General features: G+C 70.5%; 14 protein-coding genes. All 14 read left to right on the top strand.

All coding sequences use genetic code 11. The features are described from left to right. Positions 1 to 677 precede the first annotated feature (677 nt). The 14 genes from pyrR to ABI385_RS02920 all read left to right on the top strand — a co-directional run bounded on the left by pyrR (position 678) and on the right by ABI385_RS02920 (position 17,253). Positions 678 to 1,322, top strand: coding sequence for a bifunctional pyr operon transcriptional regulator/uracil phosphoribosyltransferase PyrR (gene pyrR / locus ABI385_RS02985; protein ID WP_348102247.1), 645 nt, complete (start codon positions 678 to 680; stop codon positions 1,320 to 1,322). Continuing rightward, positions 1,319 to 2,278, top strand: a complete 960-nt coding sequence (locus ABI385_RS02980) for an aspartate carbamoyltransferase catalytic subunit (RefSeq protein ID WP_348102246.1) — start codon at positions 1,319 to 1,321, stop codon at positions 2,276 to 2,278. The genes pyrR and ABI385_RS02980 overlap by 4 nt, the downstream gene beginning before the upstream one ends. Further along, positions 2,275 to 3,600: a dihydroorotase gene (locus ABI385_RS02975; protein ID WP_348102245.1), complete on the top strand. Its 1,326-nt coding sequence runs from the start codon at positions 2,275 to 2,277 to the stop codon at positions 3,598 to 3,600. The genes ABI385_RS02980 and ABI385_RS02975 overlap by 4 nt, the downstream gene beginning before the upstream one ends. Further along, positions 3,597 to 4,790, top strand: a complete 1,194-nt coding sequence (carA, locus tag ABI385_RS02970; RefSeq protein WP_348102244.1) for a glutamine-hydrolyzing carbamoyl-phosphate synthase small subunit — start codon at positions 3,597 to 3,599, stop codon at positions 4,788 to 4,790. The genes ABI385_RS02975 and carA overlap by 4 nt, the downstream gene beginning before the upstream one ends. Next, the gene (gene carB / locus ABI385_RS02965; protein WP_348102243.1) at positions 4,790 to 8,110 is read left to right on the top strand and encodes a carbamoyl-phosphate synthase large subunit; all 3,321 of its coding nucleotides are present in this window, start codon (positions 4,790 to 4,792) and stop codon (positions 8,108 to 8,110) included. The genes carA and carB overlap by 1 nt, the downstream gene beginning before the upstream one ends. Further along, complete coding sequence (locus ABI385_RS02960; RefSeq protein ID WP_348102242.1) at positions 8,107 to 9,045, top strand: dihydroorotate dehydrogenase electron transfer subunit; 939 nt, start codon at positions 8,107 to 8,109, stop codon at positions 9,043 to 9,045. The genes carB and ABI385_RS02960 overlap by 4 nt, the downstream gene beginning before the upstream one ends. Continuing rightward, complete coding sequence (locus tag ABI385_RS02955) at positions 9,045 to 9,992, top strand: dihydroorotate dehydrogenase (protein ID WP_407068216.1); 948 nt, start codon at positions 9,045 to 9,047, stop codon at positions 9,990 to 9,992. Before ABI385_RS02960 ends, ABI385_RS02955 begins: the two co-directional genes overlap by 1 nt. 12 nt (positions 9,993 to 10,004) lie before the next feature. Further along, entirely contained in the window at positions 10,005 to 10,868 is an 864-nt protein-coding gene (pyrF, locus tag ABI385_RS02950; protein WP_348102240.1) for an orotidine-5'-phosphate decarboxylase, read from the top strand. Positions 10,869 to 11,107: 239 nt separating this feature from the next. After that, a complete protein-coding gene (gene mihF, locus ABI385_RS02945) occupies positions 11,108 to 11,425 on the top strand; it encodes an integration host factor, actinobacterial type (RefSeq protein ID WP_348102239.1) in 318 nt (105 codons plus the stop codon). Between the two features lie 60 nt (positions 11,426 to 11,485). Further along, a complete protein-coding gene (gene gmk / locus ABI385_RS02940; protein WP_348102238.1) occupies positions 11,486 to 12,061 on the top strand; it encodes a guanylate kinase in 576 nt (191 codons plus the stop codon). Between the two features lie 114 nt (positions 12,062 to 12,175). Beyond that, on the top strand, positions 12,176 to 12,442 hold the full coding sequence (gene rpoZ, locus ABI385_RS02935) for a DNA-directed RNA polymerase subunit omega (protein WP_348102237.1): 267 nt from the start codon (positions 12,176 to 12,178) through the stop codon (positions 12,440 to 12,442). 9 nt (positions 12,443 to 12,451) lie between these two features. Further along, on the top strand, positions 12,452 to 13,786 hold the full coding sequence (locus ABI385_RS02930) for a bifunctional phosphopantothenoylcysteine decarboxylase/phosphopantothenate synthase (RefSeq protein WP_348102236.1): 1,335 nt from the start codon (positions 12,452 to 12,454) through the stop codon (positions 13,784 to 13,786). A gap of 59 nt (positions 13,787 to 13,845) precedes the next feature. After that, positions 13,846 to 15,066 (top strand): methionine adenosyltransferase, encoded by a 1,221-nt coding sequence (metK, locus tag ABI385_RS02925; protein WP_348102235.1) that lies wholly within the window; start codon positions 13,846 to 13,848, stop codon positions 15,064 to 15,066. A gap of 123 nt (positions 15,067 to 15,189) precedes the next feature. Further along, positions 15,190 to 17,253 (top strand): primosome assembly protein PriA, encoded by a 2,064-nt coding sequence (locus tag ABI385_RS02920; protein ID WP_348102234.1) that lies wholly within the window; start codon positions 15,190 to 15,192, stop codon positions 17,251 to 17,253. The last annotated feature ends 53 nt before the right edge of the window (positions 17,254 to 17,306 follow it).

Genomic DNA, 17,306 nt, shown 5'->3' with positions numbered 1-17,306 from the left:
CCGGTCACGTCGGGCGAGGGCAACCATTCGGTAGCGCCTCGGGTGATCCGGTGTCACCCGCCACGAGGGCCCTGCTCGAAGGAGAGTCAAACCGATGGTTCACAGGTCGAAGCGGTCGGCGGTCGCGCTCGGGGTAAGGAGCAGAAGGTGTGGTTTGACTCGACCGCTGCCCGCCGGGGGATGGCGCCTTTGCCGCCGACCCAGCCGCCGTCGACGGACAGGTGCCCGGAGGTCCGGAACCGCGCTACCCGGCATGTTCAGCTCCGGCGCAGCACACGCGTACATGAGGATGAGAGGGCTGTCCGGGCCAGCTGAGCGGATCCCGTCGCCAACCCACAGCTCACCGCGAGCACCCACACCGTCGACGCCACCGATCGGCCGGCCCCACCGAGTCGGTCGAGTTGTTCTCACTGGTGTGCGGAGTCGCATCGGAGCACGTCTGCCGCTGCATGTCCTGGTTCGCTCCCCGTGCCCCCCGCACTGACCCGCAGGCCCAGGCACGCCGTGTGAGCAACATCCTGCACAAGCTCGGGGTCCGGTCCCGCGTCCAGGCCGCGGCGCTCGCCGCCCGACTGGGCCTAGGCGGAGCTGGACCCGGCCACAGTTGAGTCCGGTAGGGTGGTCTGCGAAGACATCCTTTAACCACCGTCCTGTGAGGCGGGGAAGGAGGTCCGGTGGTGGCTGATACCCAGCCCGCATCGACCAGCACGAGCTCCACGGGCATCATCGACGCAGAGACAAACGCAGAGACAAACGCAGAGACCGACGCAGGGCCGGCCACGCCGATCCGCGAGGTGATGGGCCCTGGTGACGTCTCCCGGGCGCTACGCCGCGTCGCCCACGAGATCCTCGAGCGCAACAAGGGAGCCTCTGACCTGCTCCTGCTCGGCATCCCGTCGCGCGGGGTCCCGCTCGCCAGGCGACTCGCGGCCGTCATGGCCGAGGTCGAGGGGGTGCACGTTCCCGTCGGCACCCTCGACGTGACGATGCACCGCGACGACCTGCGGCACCAGCCGGTACGCACCCTGGCCAGGACCGACATCCCCGGCGGCGGGATCGACGAGACCGTGGTGGTCCTCGTCGACGACGTGCTCTACCACGGGCGCACCATCAGAGCTGCGCTCGAGGCGCTGGCCGAGCTCGGACGGCCACGTGCCGTGAGGCTGGCGGTCCTGGTCGACCGCGGCCACCGTGAGCTGCCCATCCGGGCCGACTACGTGGGCAAGAACCTGCCGACCGCCTCGACCGAGCGGGTCCAGGTACGCCTGACCGAGGTCGACGGCGGCGACGACAGCGTCGCCATCAGCGGCGGCGAGCGGTGAACCGGCACCTGCTCTCGTCGGCGGACCTCAGCCGCGAGGACGTCGAGGCGATCCTCACGACAGCGGAGTCCATGCACGACGTGCAGCACCGCGAGATCAAGAAGATCCCCACCCTGCGGGGCCGCACGATCATCAACCTGTTCTTCGAGGACTCGACGCGCACGCGCAGCTCGTTCGAGATCGCCGGCAAGTGGATGTCGGCCGACACGATCAACATCACGGGCAAAGGCTCTTCGACGAGCAAGGGCGAGTCACTTCGCGACACCGTGCGGACCATCGACGCCATGGGCGTCGACGCGTTGGTCATCCGGCACAGTGCGTCCGGGGCCTGCCACCAGGTTGCCGGTTGGGTGGACGCGAGCGTCATCAACGCCGGGGACGGCACCCACGAGCACCCCACGCAGGCGCTGCTGGACGCATACACGCTCCGACACCGGATCGGAGACCTCGATGGAAAGCACGTGGTGATCGTGGGCGACCTGACCCACTCCCGCGTGTTCCGCTCCGACGTCATCACCCTCGGCCGGCTCGGCGCGCACGTCACCGTGGTCGCGCCTCCCACCCTGATGCCCAGCGGCATCGCGGACTGGGCCAAGACGGACGGGTATGCCACGAGCTGGGACCTCGACGACGTGCTCGAGGGTCGAGGGGCATACGGGCCGGTCGACGCGGTGATGATGCTGCGGGTGCAACGGGAGCGGATGAGCGGGGGCTTCTTCCCGACGCCGCGCGAGTACACCGTCACCTATGGCCTCACGCGCGAGCGGATGCAGCGCCTCGCCGGGAGCAACCCGGACGTCGCGATCCTGCACCCAGGCCCGATCAACCGGGGCCTCGAGATCGCCGCCGACGTCGCCGACTCGGTGCAGTCGGTCGTGCTCGACCAGGTCTCCGCTGGGGTCGCCGTGCGGATGGCAGTCCTTTACCACCTGCTGTCCGGAGAGGCCGTCGCATGAGTCGCACCCTGATCCGTGGCGCGCGGCTGCTGGGCGGCCCCGCCGCCGACCTGCTCATCGACGCTGGCCGGATCGTCGAGGTCGGCTCGGTGCGCAACGCCCCCGACATCGGCGTCGTCGACGCCGACGGTCTCGTCGCCCTCCCCGGTCTGGTGGACCTGCACGTCCACCTGCGCGAGCCCGGCCGCGAGGACGCCGAAACCATTGCCACCGGCGCAGAGTCGGCCGCAGCCGGGGGTTTCACCGCGGTGCTGGCGATGGCCAACACCGAACCCCCCACAGACACCGCCGAGGCGGCCGAGCGCGTCTTCGACCTGGGTCGAGCCACGTATCTGGTCGACGTCCAGCCGGTAGGAGCCGTGACCAAGGCACTGGCCGGCCAGGAGCTCGCCGAGCTCGCCCTGATGGCGCGCTCCCGGGCCCGCGTCCGCGTCTTCTCCGACGACGGGCACTGCGTCACCGACGCCCGGCTCATGCGCCGAGCCCTGGAGTACGTCAAGCCGTTCGGTGGCGTCATCACGCAGCACGCCCAGGACCCGCGCCTCGCCGGCAGCGACGCCTGCTGCCACGAGAGTGAGCTGTCCGGTCGGCTGGGCCTGCCCGGGTGGCCGGGGATCGCCGAGGAGTCGATCGTCGCGCGCGACGTCATGCTGGCCCGCCACACCGGGAGCCGCGTCCACATTGCGCACGTCTCGACGGCCGGTTCGGTCGAGGTGATCAGGTGGGCCAAGGCGCAGGGGATCGACGTGACTGCCGAGGTGACCCCCCACCACCTCGCCCTCACCCACGACCTGGTGTCTGGCTACGATCCTGTCTTCAAGGTCAACCCCCCTTTGCGACCCGAGGAGGACGTTCGCGAACTGCGGAAGGCGTTGGCGGACGGGACGATAGACGCGGTCGCCACCGACCACGCACCCCATGCCCGACACGACAAGGAACACGCGTTCGTCGACGCAGCCTTTGGGATGCTGGGGCTCGAGACGGCGCTCTCCGTCGTCAGCGACGTGATGGTCAGCTCCTCGGATGGGCCGTTGCTCGACTGGGCCGGAGTCGCCCGGGTGATGTCCATCAACCCTGCCCGGATCGCCAGGCTCGACGACCACGGACAGCCGCTCGTCGCCGGTTCACCCGCCAACATCACGTTGGTCGACCCCGACGCTCGAGTGACCGTCGACCGTGAGGTGTCGCACTCCCTCTCGCGCAACAACCCCTGGCACGGGCGCACGCTCACCGGCGCGGTCGTCGCCACTCACCTCCGAGGCGCCTGCAGCGCGCGCAACGGACGTGCCCTGATCTCCGAGTTCGGAGGAGCCCGCCGATGACCCATACCACCACGCTGGACACCCTCTTGGACCGGGAGCTGAACGACCCCGTCCCGGCCGTGCTCGTCCTCGAGGACGGACGGACCTTCCGTGGCGAGGCCTACGGCGCGCTCGGCGAGACCGTCGGAGAGGCGGTGTTCTCGACCGGCATGACGGGCTACCAGGAGACGCTCACCGACCCGAGCTACCACCGTCAGGTGGTCGTCATGACGGCTCCGCACGTCGGCAACACCGGTATCAACGAAGAGGACCCGGAGTCGACGCGGATCTGGGTGGCCGGTTTCGTCGTCCGCGACCCGGCCCTGCGCCCGTCGAGCTGGCGTTCCACGAAACCCCTCGAGGACGAGCTGCGTGACCAAGGGGTCGTCGGTATCAGCGGGATCGACACCCGCGCGCTGACCCGGCACCTGCGCGAGCGAGGCGCGATGCGGGTCGGCATCTTCGGTGGTGTGGAGTATGCGGATGCGTCGCCGGCCGTCCTCGCGGACCGGGTCCGTCAGACGCCGGAGATGGCGGGCTCGGCGCTGGCCGCGGAGGTGAGCACTTTCAAGCCGTACGTCGTCGACGCGCTGGGGGAAAAGCGGTTCACTGTCGCGGCCGTCGACCTCGGGATCAAGGCGATGACGCCGCAGCTGCTGGCGCGACACGGCATCGAGGTGCACGTGCTGCCGCAGTCGACGACGTTCGCCGACATCGAGGCGATCGCGCCCGACGGCGTCTTCTTCTCCAACGGCCCAGGCGACCCGGCGACCGCCGACGCCGAGGTCGCGTTGCTGCGCGAGGTGCTCGACGCGCGGATCCCCTTCTTCGGGATCTGTTTCGGCAACCAGCTGCTGGGCCGCGCGCTCGGGTTCGGGACCTACAAGCTCAGATACGGCCACCGGGGGATCAACCAGCCGGTGATGGACCGGCGTACCGGCAAGGTCGAGGTGACCGCACACAACCACGGCTTCGCCGTGGACGCCCCCGTGGACCGGGACAGCGACACCCCCTACGGCCGCGTGCGAGTGTCGCACGTATGCCTGAACGACGAGGTCGTGGAGGGCCTGGAATGCCTTGACCGGCCGGCCTACTCGGTTCAGTACCATCCAGAGGCCGCCGCCGGTCCACACGACGCGGCCTACCTGTTCGACCGGTTCGTGGATCTCATCCGGGCCGCCCAGGACCGGCCGGACGGGGGCGACCGCTGATGCCGAAGCGCGACGACATCAGCAGCGTGCTCGTGATCGGGTCCGGCCCGATCGTCATCGGGCAGGCGTGCGAGTTCGACTACTCCGGGACCCAGGCCTGCCGCGTGCTGCGCGAGGAGGGGATCCGCGTCATCCTCGTCAACAGCAACCCGGCGACGATCATGACGGACCCCGAGTTCGCCGACGCAACCTATGTCGAGCCGATCACCCCGGAGGTGGTCGAGGCGATCATCGCCAAGGAACGACCCGATGCGGTGCTCGCAACCCTCGGCGGCCAGACCGCCCTGAACACGGCTATCGCGTTGCACGACAACGGGGTACTTGAGAAGTACGACTGCCCGTTGATCGGCGCGAACGTCGAGGCGATCCAGCTCGGCGAGGACCGGCAGGCGTTCAAAGGGGTGGTCGAGCGGTGCGGCGCGGAGAGCGCGCGGTCCGTCATCGCCCACACCATAGACGAGTGCGTCGCGGCGGCCCAGAAGCTGGGTTACCCGATGGTGGTGCGTCCCTCGTTCACGATGGGTGGGCTCGGGTCCGGGTTCGTCCACGACGAGGTCGAGCTGCGCCGGACGGCCGGCCAGGGGCTGCAGGCCAGCCCCACAACCGAGGTGCTGCTCGAGGAGTCGATCCTCGGGTGGAAGGAGTACGAGCTCGAGGTGATGCGCGACAACGCCGACAACGTCGTGGTCGTCTGCTCGATCGAGAACCTCGACCCGATGGGCGTGCACACCGGTGACTCGATCACCGTCGCCCCGGCCCTCACCCTGACCGACCGGGAGTACCAGCGGTTGCGCGACATCGGGATCGCCGTGATCCGCGAGGTCGGGGTGGACACCGGCGGCTGCAACATCCAGTTCGCGGTCAACCCCGTGGACGGGCGCATCATCGTCATCGAGATGAACCCCCGCGTCTCCCGCTCGAGTGCGTTGGCGTCCAAGGCGACCGGGTTCCCGATCGCCAAGATCGCGGCAAAGATGGCGATCGGCTACACCCTCGACGAAGTCCCGAACGACATCACCCGCGTGACCCCGGCGTCCTTCGAGCCCAGCCTCGATTACGTCGTCGTCAAGGTGCCGCGGTTCGCGTTCGAGAAGTTCCCTGCTGCCGACCCCACGCTGACGACGACGATGAAGTCGGTCGGTGAGGCCATGTCGATCGGACGCAACTTCACCGAGGCGCTGCAGAAGGCGCTGCGTTCGATGGAGCGTTCCGAGTCGAGCTTCCACTGGGACGGGCCCAACCCGGACGACCCGGACCGGGTCGCCGAGCTGCTTGCCACGGCCGCGATCCCCACGGACGGCCGCATCGTCACGGTCCAACAGGCCCTGCGTGCCGGGGCGTCGGTCGAGCGGGTTCACGAGGCGACCGGGATCGACCCGTGGTTCCTCGACCAGATCGCGCTCGTCAACGCGGTGGCCGACCGGGTTGCGGCTGCCGAGCAGCTGACACCCCGGCTGCTCCGCCTGGCCAAGCGGCACGGCTTCTCGGACCGCCAGATCGCCTCGCTGGCCGGTATGCCGGAGGCAGTCGTCCGCGGTGTGCGACACGCGCTCGGGGTGCGGCCGGTCTACAAGACGGTCGACACCTGTGCCGCAGAGTTCGCCGCCACCACGCCCTACCACTACTCGACCTACGACGAGGAGAACGAGGTGGCGCCGCGAGAAAGGCCGGCCGTCATCATCCTCGGCTCCGGGCCGAACCGGATCGGCCAGGGCGTGGAGTTCGACTACTCCTGCGTCCATGCGTCGTTTGCGTTGCGGGACAAGGGTTTCGACACCGTCATGATCAACTGCAACCCTGAGACGGTGTCCACCGACTACGACACCTCGAGCCGACTCTATTTCGAGCCGCTCACCCTCGAGGACGTTCTCGAGGTGGTTCATGTCGAGCGGCAGGCGGGTCCGATCGCCGGTGTCATCGTCCAGCTCGGCGGCCAGACACCGCTCGGTCTCGCGCAAGCCCTCAAGGACGAGGGCGTACCGATCGTCGGGACCAGCCCGGAGGCGATCAACCTCGCGGAGGACCGCGGCGCGTTCGGCCGGGTTCTCGCCGACGCGAACCTGCCCGCCCCACGGCACGGCACGGCATACAGTGCCGAGGACGCGGTCAAGGTGGCGCACGAGATCGGCTACCCGGTGCTCGTCCGGCCGTCCTACGTCCTCGGCGGTCGCGGCATGGAGATCGTCTACGACGACGAGACCCTCTCGACCTATGTCACCCGCGCGACCATCGCGTCACCGGACCACCCGGTTCTCGTCGACCGGTTCCTCGACGACGCCATCGAGATCGACGTGGATGCGCTCTACGACGGCGAGGAGATGTACCTCGGCGGCATCATGGAGCACATCGAGGAGGCCGGCATCCACTCCGGCGACAGCTCCTGCACCCTGCCGCCGGTGACGCTGGGCATCGGTGAGCTGCAACGGGTCAGGGAGTCCACCCTCAAGCTCGCACAGGGGATCGGGGTGCGCGGCCTGATGAACGTCCAGTTCGCGCTGGCCCAGGACGTCCTCTACGTGCTCGAGGCGAACCCTCGAGCTTCCCGCACAGTGCCGTTCGTCGCCAAGGCGACCGGCGTCCAGATCTCCAAGGCGGCGGCGCGGGTCATGCTCGGCGCCACCATCAAGGAGCTGCGCGAGGAGGGCCTCCTACCGCCGACCGGAGACGGGGGAGACCTGCCGGCGCACGCTCCGATGTCGGTGAAGGAGGCGATCCTGCCGTTCAAGCGGTTCCGCACGACCGAGGGCAAGATCGTCGACTCGCTGCTCGGACCGGAGATGCGCTCGACCGGCGAGGTGATGGGGATCGACCGCGACTTCGGCTCGGCCTTCGCCAAGAGCCAGATGAGCTCGGGGGGCCTGCCCGACTCCGGCGCGGTGTTCGTCTCTGTCGCCAACCGCGACAAGCGCGCCATGATCTTCCCCGTCAAGCGACTGGCGGATCTCGGCTTCACGATCCTGGCGACCAGCGGTACCGCTGATGTACTGCGGCGCAACGGGATCGAGGCAACCGTCGTCCGCAAGATCCACGAGCGACCAGGTGCGACGCCCGGAACCGAGCCGACCATCGTCGACCTGATCAACGACGGAGCCGTCGGGATGGTGGTCAACACACCGACAGGGCAGTCCGCGCGCGCCGACGGCTACGAAATCCGGGCCGCCACGATCGGCGCCGACAAGCCGATCATCACGACCGTGCAGGAGCTCGCGGCAGCAGTCCAGGGGATCGAGGCGCAGCGCACGGGAGAGCTGCGGGTGAAGTCCCTGCAGGACCACGCGCGCGACCTCGACCTGTTCGGACGGGGAACGGCGGCACGATGAGCAGCACCCCTTCCGTGGCCGAACCCGTCGGTCCCCCCGATGGGGCGCCCGCACCCGCAGCCCCCTCAGGGGTCGTCCAGGTCACCGCTGAGCTGATCGCGAACCGGCGGGTGGGCGCATACCAGCACCTGACGTTCGTGGCCCCGGGTCTCGCCGAGCTGGCGCGCCCCGGTCAGTTCGTCGCACTCGCCGTCGGCGGCGCCACGTCCGCCAACCTGCTGCGACGCTGCTTCTCGATCCACAAGGTGAGCCCGTCCGGGACCTACGGGGGGACCGTCGACGTCGTGGTGGCCGCCAACGGCCCGGGGACGACCTGGATCACCGAGCTGGCCCCGCACGCCGAGGTGGACATCGTCGGACCCTTGGGCCGGGCGTTTCCCCAGCCCACCGCGCCGGTGGCGTGCGTTCTCGTCGGCGGCGGATACGGCAGCGCGCCGCTGTTCTGGCTGGCCGAGCAGCTGACCGCCCGCGGGTGTCACGTCGAGATGATCCTGGGCGCTGCGAGCGAGGACCGGCTGTTCGGGGTCGTCGAGGCGCGCCGCGCCGCCAACGGGCTGACAGTCACGACCGACGACGGTTCCGCCGGGATCAAGGGCTGGGTCAGCGACGTGCTCGCGGACGTCATCCGGATGACGGGCGCGGCGGTCGTCTACGGCTGCGGCCCGATGGGGATGCTGCGGTCGATCACCGAGGTGGCCAGCCGCGAAGGCGCCGTCGCCCAGGTGGCAGTCGAGGAGTCCATGGCGTGTGGCATCGGCGTGTGCATGACCTGCGTCATGCCGGTGGTCGGCGCGGACGGACGGACCCGGATGGCCCGGTCCTGCGTCGAAGGACCGGTCTTCCGGGGTGACCGGGTGCGCTGGGACGCGTTCGACGACGGCTACTGCCGGGTGCCCGCCGACACCGTGGGGGCGCCGCCCGGGAGCGGTCGCTGATGGCCGAGATGAGCATCACGCTGGGCGACGCCCGGTTGCCGAACCCGATCATGACCGCATCGGGGTGCGCCGCGAACGGCAAGGAGCTGCACCGGTTCTTCGACGTCTCGCTGCTCGGGGCGTTCGTGACGAAGTCCGTCATGGCGGACGCGCGCTCGGGGCGCGGGACTCCGCGGATGGCCGAGACACCGTCGGGGATGCTCAACTCGATCGGGTTGCAGGGCCCCGGGATCCAGGCGTTCGTTGAGCACGACCTCGCGTGGTTGAAGTCCGTCGGCGCTCGGGCGCTGGTCTCTATCGCCGGTGGCTCCAGCACCGAGTTCGCCGATGTCGCAGCCCGGCTGAGGGCCAGCCCGGCGTTCGATGCCGTCGTCGGTGTCGAGGTCAACATCTCCTGTCCGAACGTCGCGAACCGCGGCCTCGTGTTCGCCATCGACCCGCTCGCGTCGGCCAAGGTCGTCGCGCTGGTTCGAGAGCAGCTGCCACGCGACATGCCGGTGTTCGCCAAGCTCAGCCCCGACGTCACCGACATCGTGACCATCGCGTCGGCGTGTGTGAAAGCCGGCGCGTCCGGACTGACGATGATCAACACCTTGCTGGGCATGGTCATCGACACCGAGCGGATGCGCCCGCAGCTGGGCGGGTTGACCGGCGGCCTGTCCGGTCCCGGCATCCGGCCAGTGGTGGTGCGCGCGATCTGGCAGGTCCGCGCGGCAATGGCGGAGGGCCGCTTCGCCACCGTCCCGATCATCGGCGTCGGCGGGGTGCGCACCGGCCGTGACGCGTTGGAGCTCGTCGCCGCCGGGGCCAGCGCCGTTCAGGTCGGCACCGCGGTCTTCAACGACCCCACCGCCCCGGTTCGAGTCCTGCGTGAGCTCGAGCAGCTGCTGGACGACAAGGGGTATGCCGCGTTCACCGAGGCCGTCGGCGCGGCCCACCACCATTAGGAGTCCGGTTTGATGCAGGAGACGACAACGCCGTTCGGGTCACGGTTGCAGCTGGCGATGGAGGCGTACGGGCCGTTGTGTGCCGGGCTCGACCCGCACCGCGAGCTGGTGCAGGGGTGGGGTCTCGACTACTCCCTCGCCGGGCTGGAACGGTTCGCGATGACCTGCGTCGAGGCGTACGCGGGTCAAGTCGCGATCGTGAAACCGCAGTCGGCCTTCTTCGAGGTCTTCGGCTCGGGCGGCGTCCGGGTCCTCGAGCGGGTGCTGGCCGACCTGCGTGCTGCCGGCACCCTCACGCTCCTCGACGTCAAGCGGGGGGACATCGGATCCACGATGCAGGCGTACGCCGACGCATACCTCGGCAAGGACAGCGACCTGCGCGCCGACGCGGTGACGGTCAGCCCGTTCCTCGGGTACGAGTCGCTGCGGCCGGCGCTCGACCTCGCCGGGCAGACGGGACGCGGCGTGTTCGTGCTGGCGCTCACGTCGAACCCGGAGGGCCCGAGCGTGCAGCACGCGATGCGGGACGACCTCAGCGTGGCCGCGTCGGTGGCTGTGGGAGCGGCGTTGGACAACACCGCGGCCGTCGCCAGGGGAGAGCTCGGCAGCATCGGCCTGGTCATCGGTGCGACGGTCGGGACCGCGGTCAAGGACCTGGGAATCGACCTCGTCGCGGCTGGAACCCCGGTGCTGGCACCGGGCTTCGGAGCTCAGGGCGGCACGGTGGACGCGCTTCGGCAGACGTTCGGCGCTGCCGTGGCCCAGGTGCTCGCGAGCTCGAGCCGCGAGGTGCTGACCGCGGGCCCGGACGTCGCGTCGTTGCGCGCCGCGGCGACCGACGCGGCATACCGGCTCCGCGACCTGCTGGCTGTCTGAGGCCCCTCGCACGGCGCTCGACTCCCACCGAACTCGCACCTTCGTCGGTTTCGAGACACCCGGAACGGACAGAACCCATGAGCTCGCGAGTCCGGTGCGTGACATCGCCAGTCTGGACGATCGCAGCCCCGTCGTTGCGGCGACTCGGGCGGCATGGGTAGGTTCGCTGGGAACCGGTTCGCCCCGGCCGCCGCCACCCATCCAGCCCGAAACCGATGTTGCCCTCGCTAGGAGACCACGTGGCCCTTCCCCCGTTGACCCCGGAGCAACGAGCCGCGGCACTGGAGAAGGCCGCCGTGGCCCGACGCGAGCGGGCGGCGGCCAAGAACCGGCTCAAGTACTCCCAGGGCTCGTTGTCGGAGGTCATCACCGAGGGCAAGGCGAACGACGTCATCGGCAAGATGAAGGTCTCGGCGCTACTCGAGTCGCTGCCGGGGGTGGGCCGGGTGCGCGCCCGACAGATCATGGACGAGATCGGCATCTCCGAGTCGCGGCGGGTCCGTGGGCTCGGTGCGAACCAGGCGGCCGCCCTGATCGCCCGCTACGACCGCGCGTGACGATCTGTGACATCGCCTGATCCGCGCCTGATCCGCGCATGATCCGCGCATGATCCCAGCGTGACAGCCCTGCCTCAACGACTCACCGTGCTGGCGGGCCCGACCGCCGTCGGCAAGGGGACCATCTCTGCCTACGTGCGCACGCACTTCCCGCAGGTCTGGCTTTCGGTTTCGGTGACCACGCGGCCGCCTCGGGCGGGGGAGGTCGAGGGGGTGCACTACCACTTCGTCGACGATGCCGAGTTCGACCGGCTGGTCGCCGCAGGCGACCTGCTCGAGTATGCCGTCGTGCACGGCCGGGCGAAGTACGGGACACCACGCGGACCGGTCGAGCGTGCGATGAGGGAGGGACGTCTCGCACTCCTCGAGATCGACATCCAGGGAGCGCGACAGGTGCGGCAGCGCGACCCGGACGCGTTGCTGGTCTTCCTCACGCCACCGTCTTGGGACGAGCTCGTCCGTCGACTGGTCGGGCGCGGGACCGAGCGGGAGGAGGAACGCCAGGTCCGGCTTGCTACGGCGCGGGCCGAGCTGGCCGCGGTGAGCGAGTTCGACGTGACCATCGTCAACGACGATGTTCGCCGGGCCAGCGAAGAACTCGTATCATTGATGCGAACGCGTCGGCGAGACACCTGACGCTGTCCGCTGTTCGGCGTGCCCAGTCGCTCACCAAGTCCCTCAGGAGCTGACCGAGTCGTGCCGGGCCGTAGTCGAGCGGGCAACCGCACCAGCGAAGAAAGCAGGACGCCCATGTCCGGAACCGTGGCCAACCCCATCGGCATCACCAACCCCCCGATCGACGACCTCCTCAAGGTCGCCGACAGCAAGTACGCCCTGGTGATCTACTCGGCCAAGCGCGCCCGCCAGATCAACGCCTACTACAGCCAGTTGCAGGAGGGCCTGCTCGACTACGTCGGCCCGCTCGTCGAGACCGAGATCAGCGAGAAGCCCCTGTCCATCGCGCTGCGCGAGATCAACCAGGGGCTGGTCACGTCCGAGGCCACGACCGAGGACTGAGCCAGTCCTGTGACGACGCGTGGACCGAGTGTCGTCCTCGGTGTGGGTGGCGGCATCGCGGCATACAAGGTCGCGTCGCTGTTGCGTCTGCTGACCGAAAGCGGGCACGACGTCACCGTGGTGCCCACCGAGTCGGCGCTGCGCTTCGTCGGTGCTCCGACCTGGGAAGCCCTCTCCGGCAAACCGGTGCGCGCCGATGTCTGGTCGCAGGTGCCGGAGGTACCGCACGTGCGGCTCGGCAAGTCCGCTGACCTCGTAGTTGTGGCCCCCGCGACCGCCGACCTGATGGCTCGGGCGGCGGCGGGGATGGCCGACGACCTGCTGACGGCGACGCTGTTGACGGCGCGCTGTCCTGTCGTCATGGCTCCCGCCATGCACACCGAGATGTGGGAGCACCCGGCCACCCAGGCCAACGTCGCCACGCTCACCGCGCGCGGCGTCCACGTGGTGCCACCCGCATCGGGACGGCTCACCGGCTCCGACTCCGGTGCCGGTCGACTCCAGGAGCCCGAGGACCTCTACGCGGTCTGTCTCCGGCTGCTCGCTGGCTCCCCCCCGGCCGGCGAAGACCAGCCCGCTGCGTCCGACATTCTGGTCGCCCGGGCCACCGAAACGTCGGACGCAAGCGAAGGTGAGCGGGGGTCGCTCGGCGGGCGTCGGGTGGTCGTGACGGCCGGCGGCACACGAGAGCCGCTCGACCCAGTGCGCTACCTCGGCAACCGGTCGTCTGGCAAGCAGGGCTACGCCCTGGCGCAGGTCGCCGCTGCCCGAGGCGCGCAGGTGACGCTGGTCAGCGCCAACGCCGCCCTGGCCGCGCCGGAGGGCGTGGAGGTGGTCCCGGTCGGCACCGCGCTGGAGCTGCAGGACGCGGTCGTCCAGGCGGCGAAGGACGCCGACGTCGTGATCATGGCCGCGGCGGTCGCCGACTTCCGGCCGCGCGACGTCGCGACCACCAAGATCAAGAAGACGCACGCCGACACGCCCGGGCAGCGGGACGAGTCTGCGCCGACGATCGACCTGGTCCGCAACCCCGACATCCTGGCCGGGCTCGTCAAGGTTCGCGGTGAGGCCACCTCGCCGGTGCTCGTCGGGTTCGCGGCCGAGACGGGTGACCAGAGCGGGTCAGTGATCTTCCACGCCATGGACAAGCTGGTCCGCAAGGGCTGTGACCTGCTCGTCGTCAACGAGGTCGGCGACGGCTTGGCTTTCGGTACCGACGGCAACACCGTGCATCTGCTCTTCCGCGACGGGCTGCCAGGTGCCGGGTACGCGCCCCAGATCGGTCCCGCGCCCAAGGACCAGATCGCCGCCGCGGTGTGGGACGGCATCCAGACCATCCTCTGAGACTCGCTAGACTCCCCGGCGGCCAACCTGCTCCCGATCGCCCACCTCCAGGAGACCCCTTGTCCGCACGTCTGTTCACGTCCGAGTCCGTCACCGAGGGGCACCCGGACAAGATCTGCGACCAGGTCAGCGACGCCATCCTCGACGCGATGCTGCAGCAGGACCCCGGTGCACGCGTGGCCGTCGAGACGATGGTCACGACCGGCCTGGTCCACGTCGCTGGTGAGGTGACGACCGAGGCATACGTGGAGATCCCCAAGATCGTGCGCGAGACGGTGCTCGGCATCGGGTATGACTCGTCCACCAAGGGCTTCGACGGCGCGTCCTGCGGGGTCGAGGTCTCCATCGGCCAGCAGTCGCCGGACATCGCCCAGGGTGTCGATACGGCGTTCGAGAACCGCACGGGTGGGGTCGACCCGCTGGACAAGCAGGGCGCCGGCGACCAGGGTCTGATGTTCGGGTATGCCTGTGAGGACACGGCCGAGCTGATGCCGCTGCCGATCTACCTGGCGCACCGGCTCGCGGAGCGGTTGACGGCCGTGCGCAAGAGCGGCGACCTGGCCTACCTGCGCCCGGACGGCAAGACCCAGGTGACGATCGCCTACGACGGTGACAAGGCGGTGAAGCTCGACACCGTGGTGCTCTCGACCCAGCACGCGGCGGACGTCTCGCTCGAGGGGCTGCTGCAGCCCGACATCCGCGAGCAGGTCATCGTGCCGGTCTTGGCGGAGCTCGCCGAGACCGGGACCGAGCTCGACACCTCGGACTACCGCACCTTGATCAACCCGACGGGCCGGTTCGAGATCGGCGGTCCGATGGGCGACGCCGGGTTGACCGGCCGCAAGATCATCGTCGACACCTACGGCGGAATGGCCCGGCACGGTGGCGGTGCGTTCTCGGGCAAGGACCCGAGCAAGGTGGACCGCTCCGCGGCCTACGCGATGCGCTGGGTCGCCAAAAACGTCGTCGCCGCCGGTCTGGCCACACGCTGCGAGATCCAGGTGGCGTACGCCATCGGCGCTGCCAAGCCGGTCGGTCTCTACGTCGAGACGTTCGGCACCGAGAGCGCCCCGGTCGACCGGATCCAGGCCGCCATCGGCTCGGTGTTCGACCTGCGTCCCGGCGCGATCGTCGACCAGCTGGACCTGCTGCGCCCGATCTACAAGCCGACGGCCGCCTACGGGCACTTCGGTCGCACCTCTGCCCCCGGCGTGACCAACGCCTTCACGTGGGAGCAGACCACCAAGGTCGAAGCCCTGCAGGCGGCCGTCCGCGGCTGAGCCGGCATCGGTGTGGTGGGACGCGCCCGGATCTCCGGGCGCTACCCGCCACACCCGAGATCAAGGGCAGCGCCCGTCAGCACAGGTCGGCAGGGCGTCGGACCTCTCTGTTAGACCTGGCCCGTGACCGAGCGGCCCGAACCGGCGACCAGCGCGGTGCCCGCGCTGCCGGTGGCGGCCGTCGTCGTGGACACGGGGCTCGCGCACCTCGACCGGGTGTTCGAGTACGCCGTCCCGCCAGAGCTCGACGACGGCGCCCAGGCAGGGGTACGCGTCCGGGTCCGGTTCGCGGGGCGGGACCTCGACGGGTTTGTCGTGGAGCGCCGGGCCGGGCCGGAACATCCCGGTCGGCTCCAGCCGCTGCGCCGGGTCGTCAGTTCGGAACCGGTCCTCACCCCCGAGGTGCTCGCACTCTCCCGGGCGGTCGCCGACCATGGCGCCGGTGTCCTCGGCGACGTCCTGCGCCTCGCGGTTCCCAAGCGTCACGCTGCCGCCGAACGCGCGCTCGACAAGGCAGGCCCACCTCCGGGCCTATCTACGCGCACCGAACCGCTTGCGACGCCAGAGCCTGGTCCGTGGACGGCATACCCGGCAGGTGAGGCGTTGCTGCGCCGGATCGGCGAGGGTGGGTCCCCGACGGCCGCCTGGCTCGCGCTGCCCGGGCGGCCCCCCGCTGGCGACTGGCCGCGGGCGCTGGCCGTCGCGGCGGCTACGGCTGTCGCAGCCGGGCGTGGTGCGGTCGTCGTGGTCCCGGACTATCGTGACGTCAGCAGGGTCGATGCCGAGCTGGTCGAGCTGTTAGGTGCCGGGCGCCATGTGCGGCTGACTGCCGACCAGGGGCCGCAGGCGAGATACACCGCCTGGCTGAAGGTGCTGCGCGGACACGTCCGGTGTGTGGTCGGCACCCGCGCCGCCGCCTTCGCGCCCGTTCACGACCTGGGTCTGGTCGCGTGGTGGGATGACGGCGACGACCTGCTCGACGAACCGCGGGCGCCCTACCCACGGGTGGGCGACGTCCTGGCCATCCGGGCGGCCCGGTCGGGTGCCGCGTGCCTCACGGGCGGGTTCGCGCGCAGCGTCGCGGTGCAGCGGGCGATCGAGGCGGGCGAGCTCGTCCCGGTCCAGGCGAGCGCGTCTCAGGTCCGCCGCGCCGCGCCGCGCGTCGTCGTGGCCGGGGACGACGCCCAGGTCGAGCGTGGGGGAGCGGCCGCCATGGCCCGTCTGCCCCCTGTCGCCTGGCAGACCGCAAAGGCCGCCCTCGAGCGCGGACCGGTCCTCGTACAGGTGCCGCGCCGGGGCTACCTGCCGTCACTGGCCTGCCAGAGCTGCCGTGAGCCCGCGCGCTGCCCCCGATGCCACGGGCCGATGAGCCTGGGGACGGGGACGGCCGAGCCCGCCTGCCGCTGGTGCGGGGCGACCTACGGGACCGGCGGGTTCGTCTGCCCGGAGTGCGAGGGACGCACCCTGCGCTCGGGTGTCGTGGGGTCGCGGCGGACGGCCGAGGAGCTGGGCCGGGCGTTCCCCGGCGTCCCGGTGCGCACCTCGGGCTCGGGGGAGGTGCTGGCCAGTGTGGGGGCCGAGCCGGCCCTCGTCATCGCCACCCCCGGAGCCGAACCCGTCGCCGAGGGTGGCTACCCGGCGGTGCTGCTGCTCGACGCGTGGGCGCTGCTCGACCGCGCTTCCCTGGACGCGTCGGTCGAGGCAGTGCGGCGCTGGCTGGGCGCGGCCGCGCTCGCACGCGCCGGAGAGGACGGTGGCACGGTCGTCCTCGCGGGCGCCCCGGTGCACCCCACGCTGCCCGCCGTCGAGGCACTCGTGCGGTGGGACCCCGCCTGGCTGGCCGGTCGCGAGCTCGCCGAGCGCACCGATCTGGCGCTGCCGCCGGCCGTGACGATGGCCCAGGTCGTCGGCCCGCGCTCCGCCGTGACCGAGGCCGTCGGCCGGGTCGACCTCGGCCCGGCAATCCAGCGTCTCGGGCCGCTCCCCTGGCGGCGGCCGCATGCCGAGGCGCATACCGGTCGCGTCGGCGCCGGCGCGACGCCCGACGTCCAGGTGCTGTTCAAGGTGCCCCGGGAGCAGCGCGCAGCCCTGGCCGCAGCCCTGGCGGCGATGCGGGCCGAACGCAGCGCACGCAAGGAGCCGGAGTCCGTCATGGTGCGCATGGATCTCGCCGACGGCTCGGGCTGACGCTCCGGCGGTTGCTCACGTCGGAACGGGATGCTTCGAGCCGGCTACGCCGT

This window comes from Lapillicoccus sp. (genome assembly GCF_039935575.1).
Lineage (GTDB): Bacteria > Actinomycetota > Actinomycetes > Actinomycetales > Dermatophilaceae > Lapillicoccus.
This window is presented reverse-complemented; position numbering and strand designations above follow the sequence as displayed.